General features: G+C 44.4%; 13 protein-coding genes and 1 pseudogene. 11 read left to right on the top strand and 3 right to left on the bottom strand.

What is annotated here, in order from left to right; genetic code table 11:
• The 5 genes from H6F63_RS19440 to H6F63_RS19420 form a co-directional block, all read left to right on the top strand.
• The coding region (locus tag H6F63_RS19440) for a leucine-rich repeat domain-containing protein (RefSeq protein ID WP_206755842.1) at positions 1–1,468 on the top strand (1,468 nt) is incomplete at its 5' end.
• A gap of 561 nt (positions 1,469–2,029) precedes the next feature.
• The gene (locus H6F63_RS19435) at positions 2,030–2,248 is read left to right on the top strand and encodes a hypothetical protein (protein ID WP_190639129.1); all 219 of its coding nucleotides are present in this window, start codon (positions 2,030–2,032) and stop codon (positions 2,246–2,248) included.
• 214 nt (positions 2,249–2,462) lie between these two features.
• Entirely contained in the window at positions 2,463–3,461 is a 999-nt protein-coding gene (galE, locus tag H6F63_RS19430) for a UDP-glucose 4-epimerase GalE (protein WP_190639128.1), read from the top strand.
• Positions 3,454–3,765, top strand: a complete 312-nt coding sequence (locus H6F63_RS19425; RefSeq protein WP_190422387.1) for a hypothetical protein — start codon at positions 3,454–3,456, stop codon at positions 3,763–3,765. Before galE ends, H6F63_RS19425 begins: the two co-directional genes overlap by 8 nt.
• Positions 3,766–3,855: 90 nt before the next feature.
• Complete coding sequence (locus tag H6F63_RS19420) at positions 3,856–4,296, top strand: hypothetical protein (RefSeq protein WP_190639127.1); 441 nt, start codon at positions 3,856–3,858, stop codon at positions 4,294–4,296.
• 457 nt (positions 4,297–4,753) lie between these two features.
• Here the strand turns inward: H6F63_RS19420 and H6F63_RS19415 are convergent, their stop codons facing one another.
• Positions 4,754–5,458 carry an actin-binding WH2 domain-containing protein gene (locus H6F63_RS19415; protein ID WP_190443886.1) on the bottom strand — a complete coding sequence of 235 codons (705 nt, stop codon included), beginning with the start codon at positions 5,456–5,458 and terminating at the stop codon, positions 4,754–4,756.
• Positions 5,459–5,568: 110 nt separating this feature from the next.
• Positions 5,569–7,116, bottom strand: coding sequence for an FAD-dependent oxidoreductase (locus H6F63_RS19410; protein ID WP_190639126.1), 1,548 nt, complete (start codon positions 7,114–7,116; stop codon positions 5,569–5,571).
• A 173-nt stretch (positions 7,117–7,289) separates the two neighbouring features.
• On the opposite strand from H6F63_RS19410, the pseudogene H6F63_RS31085 reads away from it, so the two are divergent.
• A pseudogene (locus H6F63_RS31085) lies at positions 7,290–7,397 on the top strand (aspartyl protease); the annotation flags it as partial.
• Between the two features lie 109 nt (positions 7,398–7,506).
• The gene (locus H6F63_RS19405) at positions 7,507–8,727 is read left to right on the top strand and encodes a damage-control phosphatase ARMT1 family protein (RefSeq protein ID WP_190639125.1); all 1,221 of its coding nucleotides are present in this window, start codon (positions 7,507–7,509) and stop codon (positions 8,725–8,727) included.
• Between the two features lie 95 nt (positions 8,728–8,822).
• On the opposite strand, the gene bchD is transcribed toward H6F63_RS19405, so the two are convergent.
• Positions 8,823–10,877, bottom strand: a complete 2,055-nt coding sequence (bchD, locus tag H6F63_RS19400) for a magnesium chelatase ATPase subunit D (RefSeq protein WP_190639124.1) — start codon at positions 10,875–10,877, stop codon at positions 8,823–8,825.
• Between the two features lie 469 nt (positions 10,878–11,346).
• Between bchD and H6F63_RS19395 the strand changes: the two genes are divergently transcribed.
• The 4 genes from H6F63_RS19395 (at position 11,347) to H6F63_RS19380 (ending at position 16,557) form a co-directional block, all read left to right on the top strand.
• Positions 11,347–12,168: an NYN domain-containing protein gene (locus H6F63_RS19395; RefSeq protein ID WP_199298152.1), complete on the top strand. Its 822-nt coding sequence runs from the start codon at positions 11,347–11,349 to the stop codon at positions 12,166–12,168.
• 191 nt (positions 12,169–12,359) lie between these two features.
• On the top strand, positions 12,360–13,046 hold the full coding sequence (gene rnc / locus H6F63_RS19390; protein ID WP_242019933.1) for a ribonuclease III: 687 nt from the start codon (positions 12,360–12,362) through the stop codon (positions 13,044–13,046).
• Positions 13,047–13,148: 102 nt separating this feature from the next.
• A complete protein-coding gene (locus tag H6F63_RS19385) occupies positions 13,149–14,255 on the top strand; it encodes a YihY/virulence factor BrkB family protein (RefSeq protein ID WP_190639122.1) in 1,107 nt (368 codons plus the stop codon).
• 520 nt (positions 14,256–14,775) lie between these two features.
• On the top strand, positions 14,776–16,557 hold the full coding sequence (locus tag H6F63_RS19380) for an OmpA family protein (protein ID WP_190639121.1): 1,782 nt from the start codon (positions 14,776–14,778) through the stop codon (positions 16,555–16,557).

Here is a 16,557-nt window from a genome sequence, read left to right as displayed (position 1 = left end):
AGTAACTGGTTTAGCCTTTCTCTATCTTGTTCTCGTGGCAGGTTGTTGTTCATGGAAGCGATATTCTATCCTTTATGTCCCCTTTGTCAATACCCCTCTACCTGAATCCTTACGGTGTATGAATATCGAAAAGCATCTGAGACTAAACAAGAATTTGTCTAGGACTATACCAGGCATTCGGCCTCTGCGTACTCTAGCACTTTTCCTGTTCGTTTTATCTTTTTCTGCCGAAGCTATCGCCCTTCAGAAGACAACTACCCTTAGAACCTTTGCTGATTGGTGTTTAAATAAAGCCAATTTGAGCGAGGAGACAAAATACACTGTTGATGTGCTGTTGCAAGCGGCTAAAACTCAAGATTGTAATCAGGTTGACAAGTTTCTTTCGACTCTCACTCAGCTGGGTATCTACGACAAGCGAATAACCGACCTTAGACCTTTATCAACACTCACCAACCTGACTGGACTCTACCTCAGGGACAATCAAATAACTGATCTTAAACCCTTGTCATCGCTGACCAACCTGACTCGACTCGACCTCGGTAATAATCAAATAGCCGACCTTAAACCCTTGTCATCGCTGACCAACCTGACAGAACTATCCGTCAATAACAATCAAATAACTGATCTTAAACCCTTGTCATCGCTAACCAACCTGACAGGCCTTTACCTCTACAACAATCAAATAGCCGACCTTAAACCCTTGTCATCTCTGACCAACCTGACTGGACTCAACGTCAGTAACAATCAAATAGCCGACCTCAAGCCTTTGTCAACACTCACCAACCTGACTTTCCTCGCCGTCCACAACAATCAAATAGCCGACCTTAAACCCTTGTCATCACTCACAAGCCTGACTGAACTCAGGCTCAACAACAATCAAATAGCCGACCTTAAACCCTTGTCATCACTGACCAAGCTGGCTGCACTCGACCTCCATAACAATCAAATAGCTGACCTTAAACCCTTGTTATCACTAACCAACCTGAGTTCCCTCTTTCTTAACAGCAATCAAATAGCTGACTTTAATTCTTTGTCAACACTCACCAAGCTGACTTACCTCTCTCTCGGTAACAATCAAATGGCCGACCTTAAACCCTTGTCAACACTCACCAACCTGACTTTTCTTGCCGTCCATAAGAATCAAATAGCCGACCTCAAACCTTTGTCAGCACTTACCAAGCTGACTTACCTCTCTCTCGGTAACAATCAAATAGCCGACCTTAAACCCTTGTCAGCACTCACCCAGATGACCAGCCTCTCCATCCATAACAATCAAATAACCGACCTTAAACCCTTGTCAACACTCACCAAGCTGACTGACCTCTTTGCTTATAACAATCAAATAACCGACCTTAAACCCTTATCAAAACTCACTAACCTGGCTTACCTCTCTGTTTATAACAATCAAACACTCACTGATAAAACTTGCCCTGTCAAACCCGCATCTATCTGTAAATTCGTACCTTGATAAAGTGACTGAAACTCAGCTTTAATAAACTAAGACTTTCCCAACCTGCCCAACAATTGGGGATAGTATTGATAGCGTTGCAGCGGCTCCCAAGATTTGTTTGTCCCTAACTTTTAGGTAAGCTGACAGATGGGATAAGTTCCGGTGTTCTGGGTAATAACGTTAAAACAGTGCCTTAGAAAGAGCCGTTTGTGGGAATCTACCCTGGAAGCGATCGCTTTAATATTGCGGAAACTATCTGACGAGTCTCTTGAAGAAACAGAATGCAGGAGCAAGATTGATGAGAACTGGAAAGAAGGGTCTTTGGGTCATCTTTGCCCTAAAATTTCAGCGTTGGGCTGAAAAATTTCTCAAAAATATCTAGCTTGAGAACTATTAGTTTCCCAAACTAGGCCAATTGGATATATTACGAAACAAAACTTATTGATGCTCAGAGTATAGGTAGTGGTAAGGGTGGTAATTTCGATATTACTGCTGAGGGCTATTTTCGAGTTCCTAATGCTTTCATAGCTTTGAATTTTACCAACTTTAGCATTACTACTTCTGAAAGTGGTGGCGGTGGTGCAGTTACTAAGCATCAAGAGTGCGCCATCGCCGAATCCGAATCCGCTGACATGGCGATCGCCGAATCCTAGCAACAATTTCCAGTTAGATAAGGGAGCCGCAGACAGTCTCGCACAAGAAGAACGCCGGGTTTTACAATTGCCACGCTGCCAAAATCCTCCAGAATTTCTCCCTAAGCCAGCCAAACTCAATAATCAGAAGCAATTAACTCCATAGCTGATGGTAGGGAAACTCTGGTATTTTGTACAATTGTCAATAATAAGAGGCGATCGCCTCCGGGAGCATCCTTCCTTTGGTGTTGCAGGGAATACGTCCGGAGCTACTGCCAGGGAAGAAAACAACGGATAAAATTACTGAGAATGTGACTTGCTGCACACAGCTGGTTATTCTTTAAAAGCAAGCCATTCTAAATTGTGAGAAGGTATTGAACGTGTCGCAAGCCAAACAAACGATTTTAGTAACTGGTGGAGCTGGATATATCGGAACCCATGCCGTGCTAGCTCTGTTAAATGCAGGCTATGAGGTGGTAGTGCTGGATAACCTGGTGTACGGACATCGGGAACTGGTGGAAAATGTACTCAAGGTAGAGCTAGTGGTTGGAGATACAAGCGATCGCGCTCTCCTCGACAACCTGTTCGCCACTCGCAACATTGCCGCAGTCATGCACTTCGCCGCCTATATTGCCGTGGGAGAGTCTGTAACCAACCCAGCCATATACTACCGCAACAACGTCAACGGCACACTCACCCTGCTAGAAGCAATGGTGGCGGCAAACATCAACAAGTTTGTCTTTTCTTCAACTTGCGCCATCTACGGAATGCCGCAGGAAGTGCCGATGACCGAACATCATCCCCAAAATCCTCTCAGCCCCTATGCGACGAGTAAGTGGATGGTTGAGAAAATTCTCGCAGATTTTGATTTCGCCTACGGCTTAAAATCAGTCGCTTTTCGCTACTTCAATGCCAGCGGTGCTAACCCCGACGGGTTACTAGGTGAAGATCATAACCCGGAAACTCACCTGATCCCTCTCGTGTTACAGACAGCTTTAGGGAAACGGGAATCGATCTCAATTTTAGGCACCGATTACGATACACCCGATGGAACTTGTCTTCGAGACTACATCCACGTCAGCGATCTAGCAGATGCCCACGTTTTAGGCTTAAAGTATCTGCTGGAAGGGGGAAAAAGCGATGTGTTTAACTTAGGCAACGGCAACGGCTTCTCAGTCAGAGAAGTGATTAACACAGCCCAAACTGTAACTGGACGCGAGATCAAAGCGATAGAATGCGAGCGCCGTCCCGGAGACGCTCCTACTTTAGTTGGCAGCAGCGACAAAGCCAAAAGAATTCTCGGTTGGTGTCCTCAATACGCAGACTTGAGTAAAATCATTGCTGACGCTTGGCAATGGCATCAGCAGCGACATGGATAATTCTGGAGTAGAAGTCAGATTAAGGCGGTTAGAATCGATTGTTGAACAAATCGCGGAAGCGGTACTTGCCACAACCGAGACAATTGACCGTCTTACTGACCGGGTGGATGCTCTGACAATTCAAGTACAAGAACAAGGGCATCAAGTGCAACAACAGCACTATCAAATCTTTGCCTTGAGTGACGCAGTGCAAACTCTAGCAGAAACTCAGGATGATTCTCTAATGCGGCTAACGCAGCTTACAGTAGCTTTACAACGCCTTGTCGATGCAATCGTTGCATCCGAAGACCATACCGAACCATAAAATCGGTCAACTTCGTTACTGCGTCCCGATTGGCACTGGGGCAACGGGAAAAAAGTGGAAGTACCAATATACTCCAAATGGAGAGTTTTCATGCACTTTCTTCGCAGGTATGCTGTCATACTTCCTATAACTGCTGTCGTTAGTCTTTTGAGTGTTAGTTGTAGCGGCAACAAAATTACCCAGTGTCAAAAAATCTTCCAGATCACCAATGGGACGGTTAATGAAATAAAAACCGTCACCGATGGTGGTAGAAATAGCTCTTCGGAAGCTCTACTCAAAACAGCGGATATCTGGAACAAAGCGGCTCAAGGAATGGAAGCTGTCAAAGTCAACGACGAGCAGCTAAAAAAGTTTAAAGCTGATTTTACCAAGATGTATCGAGATAGTAGTAAATCCACCCGCGACTATGTTGCTGCTCTTAAAAAAAGAGATTTTACCGCAGTTGATGTCGGGTTTAAAAACTTGCAAAAATCCTATAATCCAGAAAAAGATTTGGTGAATAGGATTAACAACTACTGTTCTGGTAGCTGATAATAAACCGTCCCTTATCGCACCCGCTTCTGATACCCCAAGGTAAATATATAGCAATGTGAGCTTGATACGTGTCTCTAGAGACGAATCCCAGTCGGATGTTCTTGTACTTTAGGTAGCAAAGAGGGTTTCTCACCACTCAAAAACTGATAAATCTCTTGATCAGTTGATAAGTAGGTAGACATAATTAAACTAAACATCTGGTATAGGCTGGTTTGCTGAGGGGTCGCGTGTCCTCCCCTCAGCAATCTGCGAATATTCCCATTAGCATCTACAATAAATTAATTTCTCGTTCCCAGGCTCAGCCTGGAAGAATATAGCGTTTCTCAGTTGAGTGAAATATTGTATTACGGTTCTGACTTTCCCGCCACCTTAGTACGGACATGGCAATGCCATGTCCGTAGAAATGTATCGCACCTAACCCTTAAATTGCTATAAAACTACTAACTGTAAAAACTTAATAATTGAATCCCAGAATTTCTCCAATTGCTTTCACAATATCTAGATAAAAGTTTCCTTGCATTCCTCGAAATACTTCAAACTCTCCAGCAGAACCAAAAAATGGTCTAAGCGTCCAACCCAGTTGGCAGCCAACTAAGGCATAAAGTACCAACCAAAATTTCAAAATGTTTGTCCGGGTATCTTGCCCTTCTTTATCTGGTTCAGACATAGACTGCATACCTTGATACAGGAAAGCAATGCCAATAAATCCGGTAACGGCAAACATGAAAACATTTAATAATTTAAAAAATTGGTAGTTGTAGGCGGTAATCATAAAAAATAGCGTGACTGGTGCCAAACTAAATAAAAGAACGCTAATTACCGCTACACAGGTCATCAGTATGGCAAAATACTGTCCAATACTTTTGCTCGAACCGAAAATAATACTAAAAAAGTACAGTGTCGGCAAACAAAGTATCAGCGTCATCAAGTAAAGGCATGGGAGTTTCAAAGCTGAGGATAAGGCTTGTAAAACGCTATGGGATGAACCAATGATCGCGCCGTAGAAGGCAAAAAATATGGAGCTGCAAACGAGGAGGGAGATGATTTTGCTGGGAAGTCTTACGCCTTGGCGAATTTCTTCCATAAAACTGGAGCGATCGCGCAACAACTGCATTAACACACCAAAATATTGTGTTGCCTGGAATTTTCGCTGAATCATGTTCTTATCCCTTAAGCTCATAATTTTCCCTAGCCCTGTTATAACCGATAGACAAGAGGCGGCAACAATATATTCAACAGCAGCAAATAGGCTGATTCCGGTGATGACAACTATTTTCTGTAGTCGCTTCCGGAACCGTACTGCCAAGCTTGGCAGTAGCGATCGCAGTAATATCTGCCGAGGGGCGGCAACTTCTTCAGCAACGGTTCTAAGGCTGTTCCCAGCCGACCTAAGGCGGTATAGGCTCCCAGGTTAATGTAGTGAACCATCCAATCTAGCAGCATCACCAAGCCCACCTGGGGAATGATTTGAACCACTATTCCCGGCTTGGTGAATAAGGTTTTAATTAGCGTTTTGGTCAAGGCGGGAAACTGGACGACATCTTGCAAAAATGGGCGTAAAACGTCGTCCCCTAATTGTTCCATCGCCTGAAACACTCCCGAAAGCAGCTGATTTATTTGATTTGGATCGACTTTTTGATGGACACCTACGCCCATCGTTCGCTGAAACAGCCACGTTACGGCAATGTTTGGCTGATAAGGTTGCAAAAGTGCCAAAGCATTCTGCGAAAGTGCATCTGCTTGTAAAACTTCGTGAATGCCTTCTGTTAACCGTTTCAGGTGTCGCACCATCGCCCCAAACCCACCAAAGCTTACGGGAGATTGGTTTCCACTGCTATCTCCCACTGGCAAAATGCGATTCCAAGGCATTCTAATTGGGTTTTTGCGATAGGAGGGAAAGAAGCCAAACAGAACTCTTTCAAATTGCAGTTGGGAAAGTTCTACGCCTTGATATTGTGGCAACAAACGCAGGTATTCTTCAAAGAAAAATTCTAAACTGGGGCGGCTGTTGTCAGCATCCAGATAGGTAAATAAATACGTAGTTCTGCCGTCTCGTGCTGGAAAGGCTTCCCAAAAATACTGGCATTGGTTCTGAATTGGGGTGAAAGATGCGATCAGATCGCCTGTTTCATTCTGGGGATATCCTTTAGCGCAGCTACCTACAACTAAGCAAACACCATCCGGTTTTTCTCCTTGTCTTACTTGCTGGACAATGGGTGAAAAATTACCCATTGCATCTAGTAGTAAGCGCGTTCTTAAGCCACCAGCAGCCTCTACTATAACGCCATTTGGATGAACAACTGCTCCTGAGAATGGGGCGTTTTCAAAAAGTTTACCACCAGCAGTAAGAAATTTCGATTTGAGAGTGTCTAGGAGAAAAACGGGGTCAATGCCGATGTTTAAAACGTTGCGCACCCAAACTTCAGAACCACCCATGAAGCTGACGCGGGCGGGATTATATTGGGTAGCGATCGCTTTCTCTAATTCTGCCTCTGAAAGCAGACTCAATTCCAAAAATACTTCTAATTCTTGGCGCGAAATATTCCATTCTTGCTCTCTACCCCGCAATATTCCTCTTTCAATTAAGGCAACTCGCCAACCTAATTTTGCTAAGGCTGTACCAATTAAAATTCCCAAGGTGCCGCCGCAAATTACCACATCCCAGTCTACAGTTGTGAGAGGATCTTGGCTTTCTTTTACTACCATTGGAATTGGTAGTGTATCTTCTTTGATTGCTTGCCAGAAACTATCAGCTTTACGTAGTCCGTCCAGAGGATTTCCGGGTAGTTGAGATAATATTTGTTCTGTTAAGCTCATGGGTGTTTGTTTGCACAATATACTCCCATTCAATCGTACTCGGTAACAGTCTTTTAAGGAAACGAACCACTTTAGGCGCAGAGAAAGCAGAGGAAGAGAGGCGATCGCATCTTTTGAGAAGTGGACTGCTAGGCTAGATGCAAAGGTACTGGTATATTATTATGCAGTTAGCTTTGTTGGAAGTGATTCCACTGGAGGCTTTGGGAATTGAATTGGACTTACAAAATCAACAGTTAATCCTCTTGCTTATGAGTCCGACGGCAAGTTATTTAAGAATATAATTAGGACAAAATGGGAAAGCGATCGCATTCGGTATTTACCCGAACCGATCGCCGACGACAATTTGAGTAAAATGATTGGCGATAACTAACACTCGAACGCGATCGCATAATGCAAAAGCCATTTCAAGAGCCTAAACTACCGCTTCCACCACCACTAATGATGTCGGAGTCCGGCTCCTTTGCTCACTATACGCTTACCTCGCGGCTACCAGCGATCGCGCGGCGGGTAATTGCTGAAAATGACTTTACCCCAAAAATTGTCAATAATCTGGAAACGCTGATTCAGGAATTACCTGATGGGAGTGTGCGATCGCTTCAAGATGACAACTCACCAGATTTAACATCGTGGAATACATATTTAGAACCTTTTGTCGGGAAGCGATGGCTAGATATTTCCTGGTTTTTTGCGGAAGCATACTTTTTTCGTCGTATCCTTGAAGCAACGCATTACTTCTTACCAGGCTCTTCCCAGAGTATAGATCCGTATGCAGTGCAAAAATATAGAGGTTTGGAAACTGCGAATGATTCTATAAAAGCAATCAGCGCTAAAATTAACAATAGTGAAAAAGACACAACAAGTTTAATCGCACTGCTCTATTTTGTACTGTGGGGAAATCGAGCCGATCTCAGTCTTTGGCCTGTGGATGCGGTTGATTCTAACTATAATAGTCTGGAAAATCACCCCGAACAAACACACGTTTTAGTAAATGATACATCAGTAATCTCGGATAAAATTGCTAAATTTGATAAAGTACGGATTGACTTTATCGTGGACAATGCTGGTTTGGAACTTGTCAGCGATTTGTGCTTAGCAGACTATCTGTTAGATACAAATGCTGCACAGATTGTTTACCTGCACCTCAAGCCTTACCCTACTTTTGTTTCTGATGCGACAATTAAAGATGTCCGTAGCACTCTAAAAATTCTCGCTACTGATGAGAATAGGGAAGTGCGACACTTAAGCTTTCGCCTGCAAGATTACATCAATTCTAATCGTTTATGTCTTGTGGACGATTTATTTTGGACATCCCCTTTAGTCTTCTGGGAAATGCCAGAATCATTGCAAAAAGACTTAGCGCAATCAAGTTTAATTTTCGTCAAAGGAGATGCTAACTACCGCCGCTGTTTAGGCGATCGCCAATGGGATTTTACCACCTCTTTTGCAGATATCACCTGTTACTTCCCCGCCTCCTTTGCTGCTTTACGCACTCTGAAATCAGAAATAGTGGCGGGGCTACAACCAAGTCAATTAGAATCAGTATCGCGTCAAGATCCGCAGTGGTTGACAAATGGGCAGTGGGGGGTTATTCAGATTGGGAATTGGGGATAGGGAATATTAAATCCTGTTAATTATCCACAATTTCCCGGAACCCCATCCCGAACGCCTCCCCACTCTTCGTGGAGAGGGGCTAGGGGATGAGGTTTTTACCGCGATTTCATATCTGCGATCGCGCCCCTCGTAACTCCAGCGATCGCCGCATCCGTCGCCTTGGGTAAATGATAATATTTCCCTCCCGCCGACTTAGCTAATTCCTTGGCGAAACCAGTGGAAATAAATTTATTTTCCGTGTCAATTACTAACAGTTGAATCCTCAAACCTCGAATTCGGGCAGCAATTTCCAAAAGTTCCCCTTTAATATCTGGCTTTTCGCCAGCTTCAAGTGGTTCGCCCAAAGAACGAGCTAAAGGAATATTCCCGCGCCCATCGGTAATCGCTACAATTACCACCTGACCAATATCCCCAGACATCTGAGCATTCATCCCGACTCGCACCGCCTGAGTCAAACCATGCGCCAGAGGCGAACCGCCGCCGCAAGGCATTCTCTCCAAACGCCGCTTTGCAGAAGCGATAGAACGAGTCGGCGGTAACAGCACTTCTGCCTGTTCTCCCCGGAAAGGAATCAGCGACACTTGGTCGCGATTCTGATAAGCTTCCGTCAGCAGGCGCATCACCGCACCCTTAGCTGACTGCATCCGGTTCAGCGCCATTGAACCAGAAGCATCAACGACAAAAACCACCAAGGCTCCCGCTTTGCGTACCAAGCGTTTCGAGCGAATATCTGCTTGTTCGACAAATACCTGTTTTTGGAGAACTGGGGACTGGGGATTGCTCCGGCTCCTTTCCCGTCTTGCCTTTTGGTATGGTGCAGCTGCTCTGAGGGTGGCATCAACAGCAATTCGGCGCACCTTTCCTTTGGGCAACATCGGCTTAACGTAGCGCCCTCGATCTTCTGAGATGATCAAACTGCGACTTCCCGACTTACCGCGACGTTGCGCCATCTGAGCAAAGTAAAGCACAGTGGGGTCGAGAATTACACCTTCAGGATCGAAGACGAATTCTTCGGGAACACTCGCCTCTTCCTCTTGTGGTTCTTCGGGTTCTTCTTTCTCTTCCTCCTGCTCCTCCTGCTCTTGCTGAGATTCATCTTGGGGTGGTGGTGGCGGCGGTGGCGGTGGCGGCGTTTCCTCTGGAGGTGTCTGCACAACTGTCGCACGCGGCACAATTACCAATTCCACAGCACGACGCAAGTCATCAGCGATAACATTTGTGCGCCCTTCCAATGCAGCAGCAGCTTTGGCAACTCGCACGGCGAATAATTCGGCTCGATGTCCCTGTACGCCGCCGCGAATTGCTTCATCAACTAGATAAGCGATTTGTTCGCGGGTGATGCGAACATCTTTGAGCCATTCTCGCGCTAAGACAATCTGAGTTTTCAGGTTGTCGATGTCTTCGCGATACATTTGCAAGAATTCTTGAGGAGATTTGGCGTATTCGAGAGCTTGTTCTACCGCCTCCACTCGTTCATCTAAGCCTAGTACACTATCCGCCGAAAGCGCGATCGCAATTCTATCGAGCAAATGTTCTCGCAGGGGCCCTTCTTCCGGGTTGTAGGTGGCAATAAATAAAGACTTACAAGGATGCTGAAAACTAATCCCCTCTCGCTCAATCAAGTTACGACCCTCAGATATTACTGAGAGTAGTTGATTGCTAATTTGGTCATCTAGCAGATTAATCTCATCAACATACAAAACGCCCCGGTTTGCTGCCGCCAGCAACCCAGGCTGAAACACTGTTTCCCCCTGTTTCACCGACTTTTCCACATCCACCGAACCTAAAAGTCTGTCTTCTGTGATTCCTAGAGGAATTTGCACAAACGGGGCTGGAATTATCTCAGTTGTTACCTCTCCGTCCACAGTTAGGGAGGGGTTCTTACTGGCAATTTCTGCCAAAAGTGTGTCATCCCACTCGCTGGGCTGATTCGGATCGCAGTTACTAATGGAACCTTTGACAACTTCAATTGGAGGTAAGAGCGAGTGTAAGGCGCGTGCCATAACCGATTTAGCCGTCCCGCGACGACCAGCGATCGCTACCCCTCCCAGTCCGGGATCAATCGCTGCCAACAGCAGCGCCATTTTTATTGCTTCTTGCCCCACAACAGCAGCGAGGGGGAAGGCGGGGATAGCTACAGATGCAGGCATAGTTTTAAAGCGATGCAAGTCCAATTTTTCAGCATAGCGCAAAGTTTGCCGCCTTCAACTAAGCCCTCCGCTTAAAATCAACCCAATTACCCTTGACAACCAATTTTGCCAATGTTAAATTTTACGCAGACAGTACAAAAATCTCGCATTAAAAAGCGCGAAGTTTTGAATGCTGTCTCAGCTACAGAATTTTTTAGTTTCCTACTGAGCGTCTAGTCAATCAATTGGCTGAACATTCAGCCTGATGTTAGGTCAACTCACCGACAAGCATTGGGAAGGATGGCTAAAAATATCGCTAAATGTCCGGTCAACTGGTTGACTGCACGCTTAGTAGGAAACTAAAAAATTCTGTAGCTGAGACTACAAACTCAAAACTTCCCTGGCAAAAAAGTTGATTTAGGCTATTAATTTAGTCGGGGATTGTTATTATCTTTTTTAAATCCCTTGTGCAGCTTTTTGCTAAAGCTAAATGCACGATTTTTTGATGTCCATTAACTTAGTAGTTGGACGTATCAAAATGACAAGCATTATTGTACCTTCCCAAACAAAAACAAACAATCAAGAACCGTTAGTTTCGATTTATTGGGATTCTCAAAACGTCCCCTTCACAGAAAAAAATGCAAAGTTACTGGTAAGTTTTGCCAATTTTCAAGGACGTTTGATAAGTGTAAAGGTTTACTACAATTCAAAGTGCATAAACATGGCTTATGCTAAAGAAAATCTAGAAAAATTTGGTTTTGTTGGTGTTGATGTTCCTTGTCCTTTAAAAAACAGTGCTGATAATCAATTGATGGCTGACTATCTTGAAGATATTCACGGCAACCAACCTCCCGATGTGGCTATTCTTGTATCAGGAGATGGGGATTTCAAAAAGTTGGTTTTGAATCAGAAAAAATTGGGTAAAAAGGCGATAGTTGTCGCTCGAAGAGGCAATGTGAAGCTAGTCCTAAAAAGTGTTGCTGATAAATTTTACTTTTTAGACGAGTTACCTAACTTAGTTAGTGTTAAACCTTTAAGTAAGGAAGATAGAGTTTTGCCTTATATCAACTACGATGATGCTGTTGACTGCCTTATTGAAGCTATCAAAACTGCGCTCAGCAAAGGTAAGCGTACAACATATTCCATCATTGCCAGCCTGATGAGTCACAGTCAGCGTTTTCCCGACTATAAAGGGGGTTCCACTATTTGTAAACCTGACGGTACGAAATTTACACGCTTCAAGAAATTTGTTGCTGCTGTTGAAAAAGAGGGGAAAATCAAATTGCAAAATGAGGAAATGTTGTTAGTATAGTTAAGCCGATTGCTGAAAGCTAGATAATCAAGCGATCGCCACCTTATCAAAAACCCGGTTTCCCTCCAAACCGGGTTTATACAGACAACCGCTAGCGGGCGGTTTTTTCGTGTTTACCTAGTTAATAGCCATCAATTACTGGTACTGATTTTTCCATGCAATTAATTTACCCAAAAACCGGAGAAATTAAAATGAAATTGCCAACATTTCGAGATGAAAAACTCTTACTCCATGCGCTAACTCACCGTTCTTATGCTAATGAAAACCCTGGAGAGTGCGAAAACAACGAACGTCTAGAATTTTTGGGTGACGCTTTACTAACTTTTTTAAGTGGCGAATATCTCTATCGTCGTCACCCACAAATGAGAGAAGACCAAATGACTCGTAGGCGTTCCGCGCTGGTAGATGAAAAGCAGCTAGCAAAGTTCGCTACCGAGATTGATTTACACTTCAGAATGCGGTTAGGTGAAGGTGCCATTCGTGAGAAAGGTTACTATAATCCAAATTTACTCAGCAGCACCTTTGAAGCCGTTGTCGGGGCTTATTATCTGGATAACAATTTTGATGTTGAGAAAGTCCGTGGTTTTGTAGAACCGCTGTTTGATTCCGTTCCGGAGGATATTGTAGCGTCTCTCTCCAATGTGGACTCGAAAAATCGGTTTCAGCAATGGGTACAAGCAAACCCTGAGCTTGGCTCAACGCCACCTAAGTATGTCACACAACAAGCAGGCGGAACACCCCACGCCCCAGAGTTTATCGCCACAGTGTTTGTGGGCGATAAAGCCTATGGGGAAGGTAAAGGTCGCAGCAAAAAAGATGCTGAGAAAGCTGCTGCTGAAGATGCACTCTTCAAACTGAAAAAACGAGGGCTGATCTAAGCTGGAATTTTGGAGAAAGTCTAACTTTCGGGTCTTTTGACTTCTAGGTAAAGCATTGCAAACTCAAAGAAGAGTGGTAACGCAGGCTAGAAGTTAAAAGTTATGAAGCCAAAAGATATAGTAGGACTGCTTAAAGAAACGTTTACTGAATGGCAAGAAGATAAAGCGTCGAGGCTGGCGGCAGCTTTAGCATACTACACCGTTTTCTCACTTGCGCCACTGGTAATTATAGCGATCGCGATCGCGGCTTTGGTATTTGGGCAAGAAGCTGCCCAAGGTGGAATAGAAGAGCAACTTCGAGGTTTACTCGGTAGCCAGGGTGCCGAAGCTGTCGAAGAAATGATCGCAAATTCTCGCAAGGCAGAGCAAGGCACAATTGCTACCCTGATTAGCGTTGGTCTCCTCATGTTCGGTGCTTCCGGCGTTTTTGGTCAACTGCAAGATTCACTCAACACCATCTGGGAAGTTGCGCCCAAGCCTGGACGCGGCATCATAGGCTTTATCAAAGACCGATTTTTGTCCTTCTCGATGGTACTGGGAATTGGCTTTTTGCTCTTGGTTTCGCTGATCTTGAGTGCTGGGTTGTCAGCAGTAGGCAATTATTTCGGTCATTTGATGCCCGGTTTGCCATTCCTGCAAGTTTTAAACTTTCTCCTTTCCTTCGGTGTCGTAACGGTGCTGTTCGCGTTTATTTTTAGAATTTTGCCAGATGCGAAAATCGCCTGGGGTGACGTTTGGATCGGTGCCGCGATCACCTCGTTGCTGTTTACCATTGGTAAGTATTTACTAGGGCTGTATCTAGGCAATGGCAGCGTCGGGTCAACTTACGGCGCAGCTGGCTCCTTTGTAGTGCTGCTGCTGTGGGTGAATTATTCCGCCCAGATTCTATTTTTCGGTGCCGAATTTACCCAAGTCTACGCCAACAAGTATGGCTCCCGAATTCTCCCTGCTAAAAATGCCGTACCCCTTACCGAAGAAGCAAGGGCCCAGCAGGGGATACCCCGGACTCAGGACATAAAAAAGGCAGCAGGTGAGCAAGAACAGGGAAGCGATCGCATATCCAGCTCCTCTACTGGCACAATAGAACGAACGGATCGCTCAAAATCCAGACACCCAATGGTTAACATCCTCGCCTTAATCATGGGTGTCACCCAAGGCTTTGCCCACTTGGTGGGAGGCAAACGGAGGCGGAACAACCGACCCAAATAAGGGCATCTGTAGCCTTTTACATCTAGTTCTCAGACAAGCATTAATGGCGATCGCCATTAATGCTTTATATAACTTTTTGTAAACTTAGTAATTCCTAAGAGTTAATAAATTTCAACCACAAAATCGTATTAATACCATTTACCTTTACACTGGCAATATTGGAGTTTTTGTCAATAGCTGCTTATAAACTTCCACAATTTAAACTCATTGCAATCTTGTGAAGTCAAACCAGCTACCGAAAAAAGATTTTTTAGATTTCCGGTATAAGTAGCGCTAAGATTGGCAACTTCGATAAAGTTAGAGGCCTTATTTTCCGCAACCAGATGGCGGAAACCGAAAAAAGTGTTAACCCCTTGCAGGAGCATCTGGATAAAAAATGCCCCAAATTGCCAGATTGCACATACAACACTTCAATCTTGGGTTATTTTAGGCTTAAAATCTCAGTAAATAGCTGAATGGCTCCCACCCCCTCACCTGACGTAGCCAATTAATCTCAATAGTGAAACGGGGGATTTGAATAATGACTGACTCTTACACCCAAAATGACTCCAGCGAGACTCCAAACAATAATAATTCTGCATCGCATGAGGAGCTTGCTCAACTCCGCAGTCTGCTCCTTGGTCTTGATAAAAGCGAACTTGACAAACTGTATGACCGATTAAACAACCCCAACATTCAACCAGAGGATTTAAGCAAAATGCTTCCGGAAGCAATTATCCTGCGCTCAATGCAAGATAAGCAGCTATCCGAAGCAATAGTTCCCACCATAGAAGAAGCCATTCAAACCTCTGTTAGAAAAGACCTCACTGTTCTTGCAGATGCCATTTTCCCTGTAATCGGGCCAGCTAGCCGCAAGGCTATTGCGACAACGCTTGAAGCAACCATCCAATCGCTTAATCAAAGCATTGAACACAGCCTATCCCCACAAGGCTTTAAATGGAGATTGGAAGCTTTACAAACAGGCAAATCCTTCGCCGAAGTTGTGCTTCTCCGCACGCTTCTCTATCGAGTTGAACAAGTCTTTCTCATCCACAAAAAAACTGGATTATTGCTGCAACACGTAGTAGCTAATTCGGTAGAGGCTCAGGATGCAGACTTAATTTCAGCGATGTTGACAGCTATCCGAGATTTTGTCCAAGACTCCTTCAGCGTGCAAACAGGGGAGTCGCTGGATACGTTGCAATTTGGAGAACTGACCATTTGGATTGAACAGGGGCCGCAGGCGATATTAGCTGGTATTATCCGGGGAAACGCTCCCAAAGAATTAAAGTTTGTTTTCCAAGAAGCGATAGAAAAAATTCACCGCCAGCAAAGAAAGGAACTTTATGCTTTCGACGGGGAAACTTCTCCTTTTCAAGCCAGCCAACCTTATCTTGAAGACTGTCTTCAGACTCATTATCAACTAAAAAAAGAAAAAACTTCTCCTTTTTTATTGATATTTTGGGGAGTTATCCTGTTAGCTTTGGGAAGCTGGGGCTTTATTTCCTTCCGAGAAAACAGACGTTGGGAAACTTATCTAGAAAAACTGAATGACCAGCCGGGAATCACTGTGAGTAGTTCCGAGAAGCATTGGGGTAAATATTATATTTCCGGGCTTCGCGATCCGTTGGCAGCAGATCCAACAGCCTTGATGAAACAAGCAAATGTCAACCCCAAGGCAGTTATCAGCAAGTGGAAGCCTTACCTATCCCTTGATTCACAATTTGTAGTCGCCAGAGCCAAACGATTGCTCAAACCTCCTGAAACTGTCTCTCTGAAAGTTGACGAAAATGGCATTCTTTATGCTAAAGGCTTCGCTTCTCGTCAATGGATTGGAGAAACCCGAAAAATGGTGCAGTTTATTCCCGGAATTACTAAATACCAGGAAGAGAATCTGGTTGATACAGAATCAGCAAAACTGCTCTCTGCAAAGGCAGAGATTGAAAAACAAGTGATACTTTTTGGAGAAGGAACTACACAACTTATACCTGGGGAGGAGCAGAAAATACAGAACTTGATTCAAGCAATTAAAAGTATTACAAATACCGCAGGAGTTTTGGATAAGGCTGTCAGCATTGAAATTTTAGGACACTCGAACGCGGGCGGTTCGGAACAGAGAAACATAATAATCAGCTCTGGGCGCGCAAATGCGATCGCATCTATTTTGATCTCACGAGGGATCGAAAACATTAATCTGAAAAATATAGGCGTTAGTTCAAGTCAACCTTTACCCAACAGTTCTACAGATCCGAATCAAGCATTGAACCGCCGCGTTTCTTTCAAAGTAATTATAACCGATGTCCCCAACCGAGGGATTAACTAA

The organism is Trichocoleus sp. FACHB-40, assembly GCF_014695915.1.
In the GTDB taxonomy this organism is placed as follows: Bacteria; Cyanobacteriota; Cyanobacteriia; order Cyanobacteriales; family FACHB-T130; genus Funiculus; species Funiculus sociatus.
Note: the sequence above shows the minus strand (reverse complement) of the source record. Positions and strands in the feature narration are given on the sequence as shown.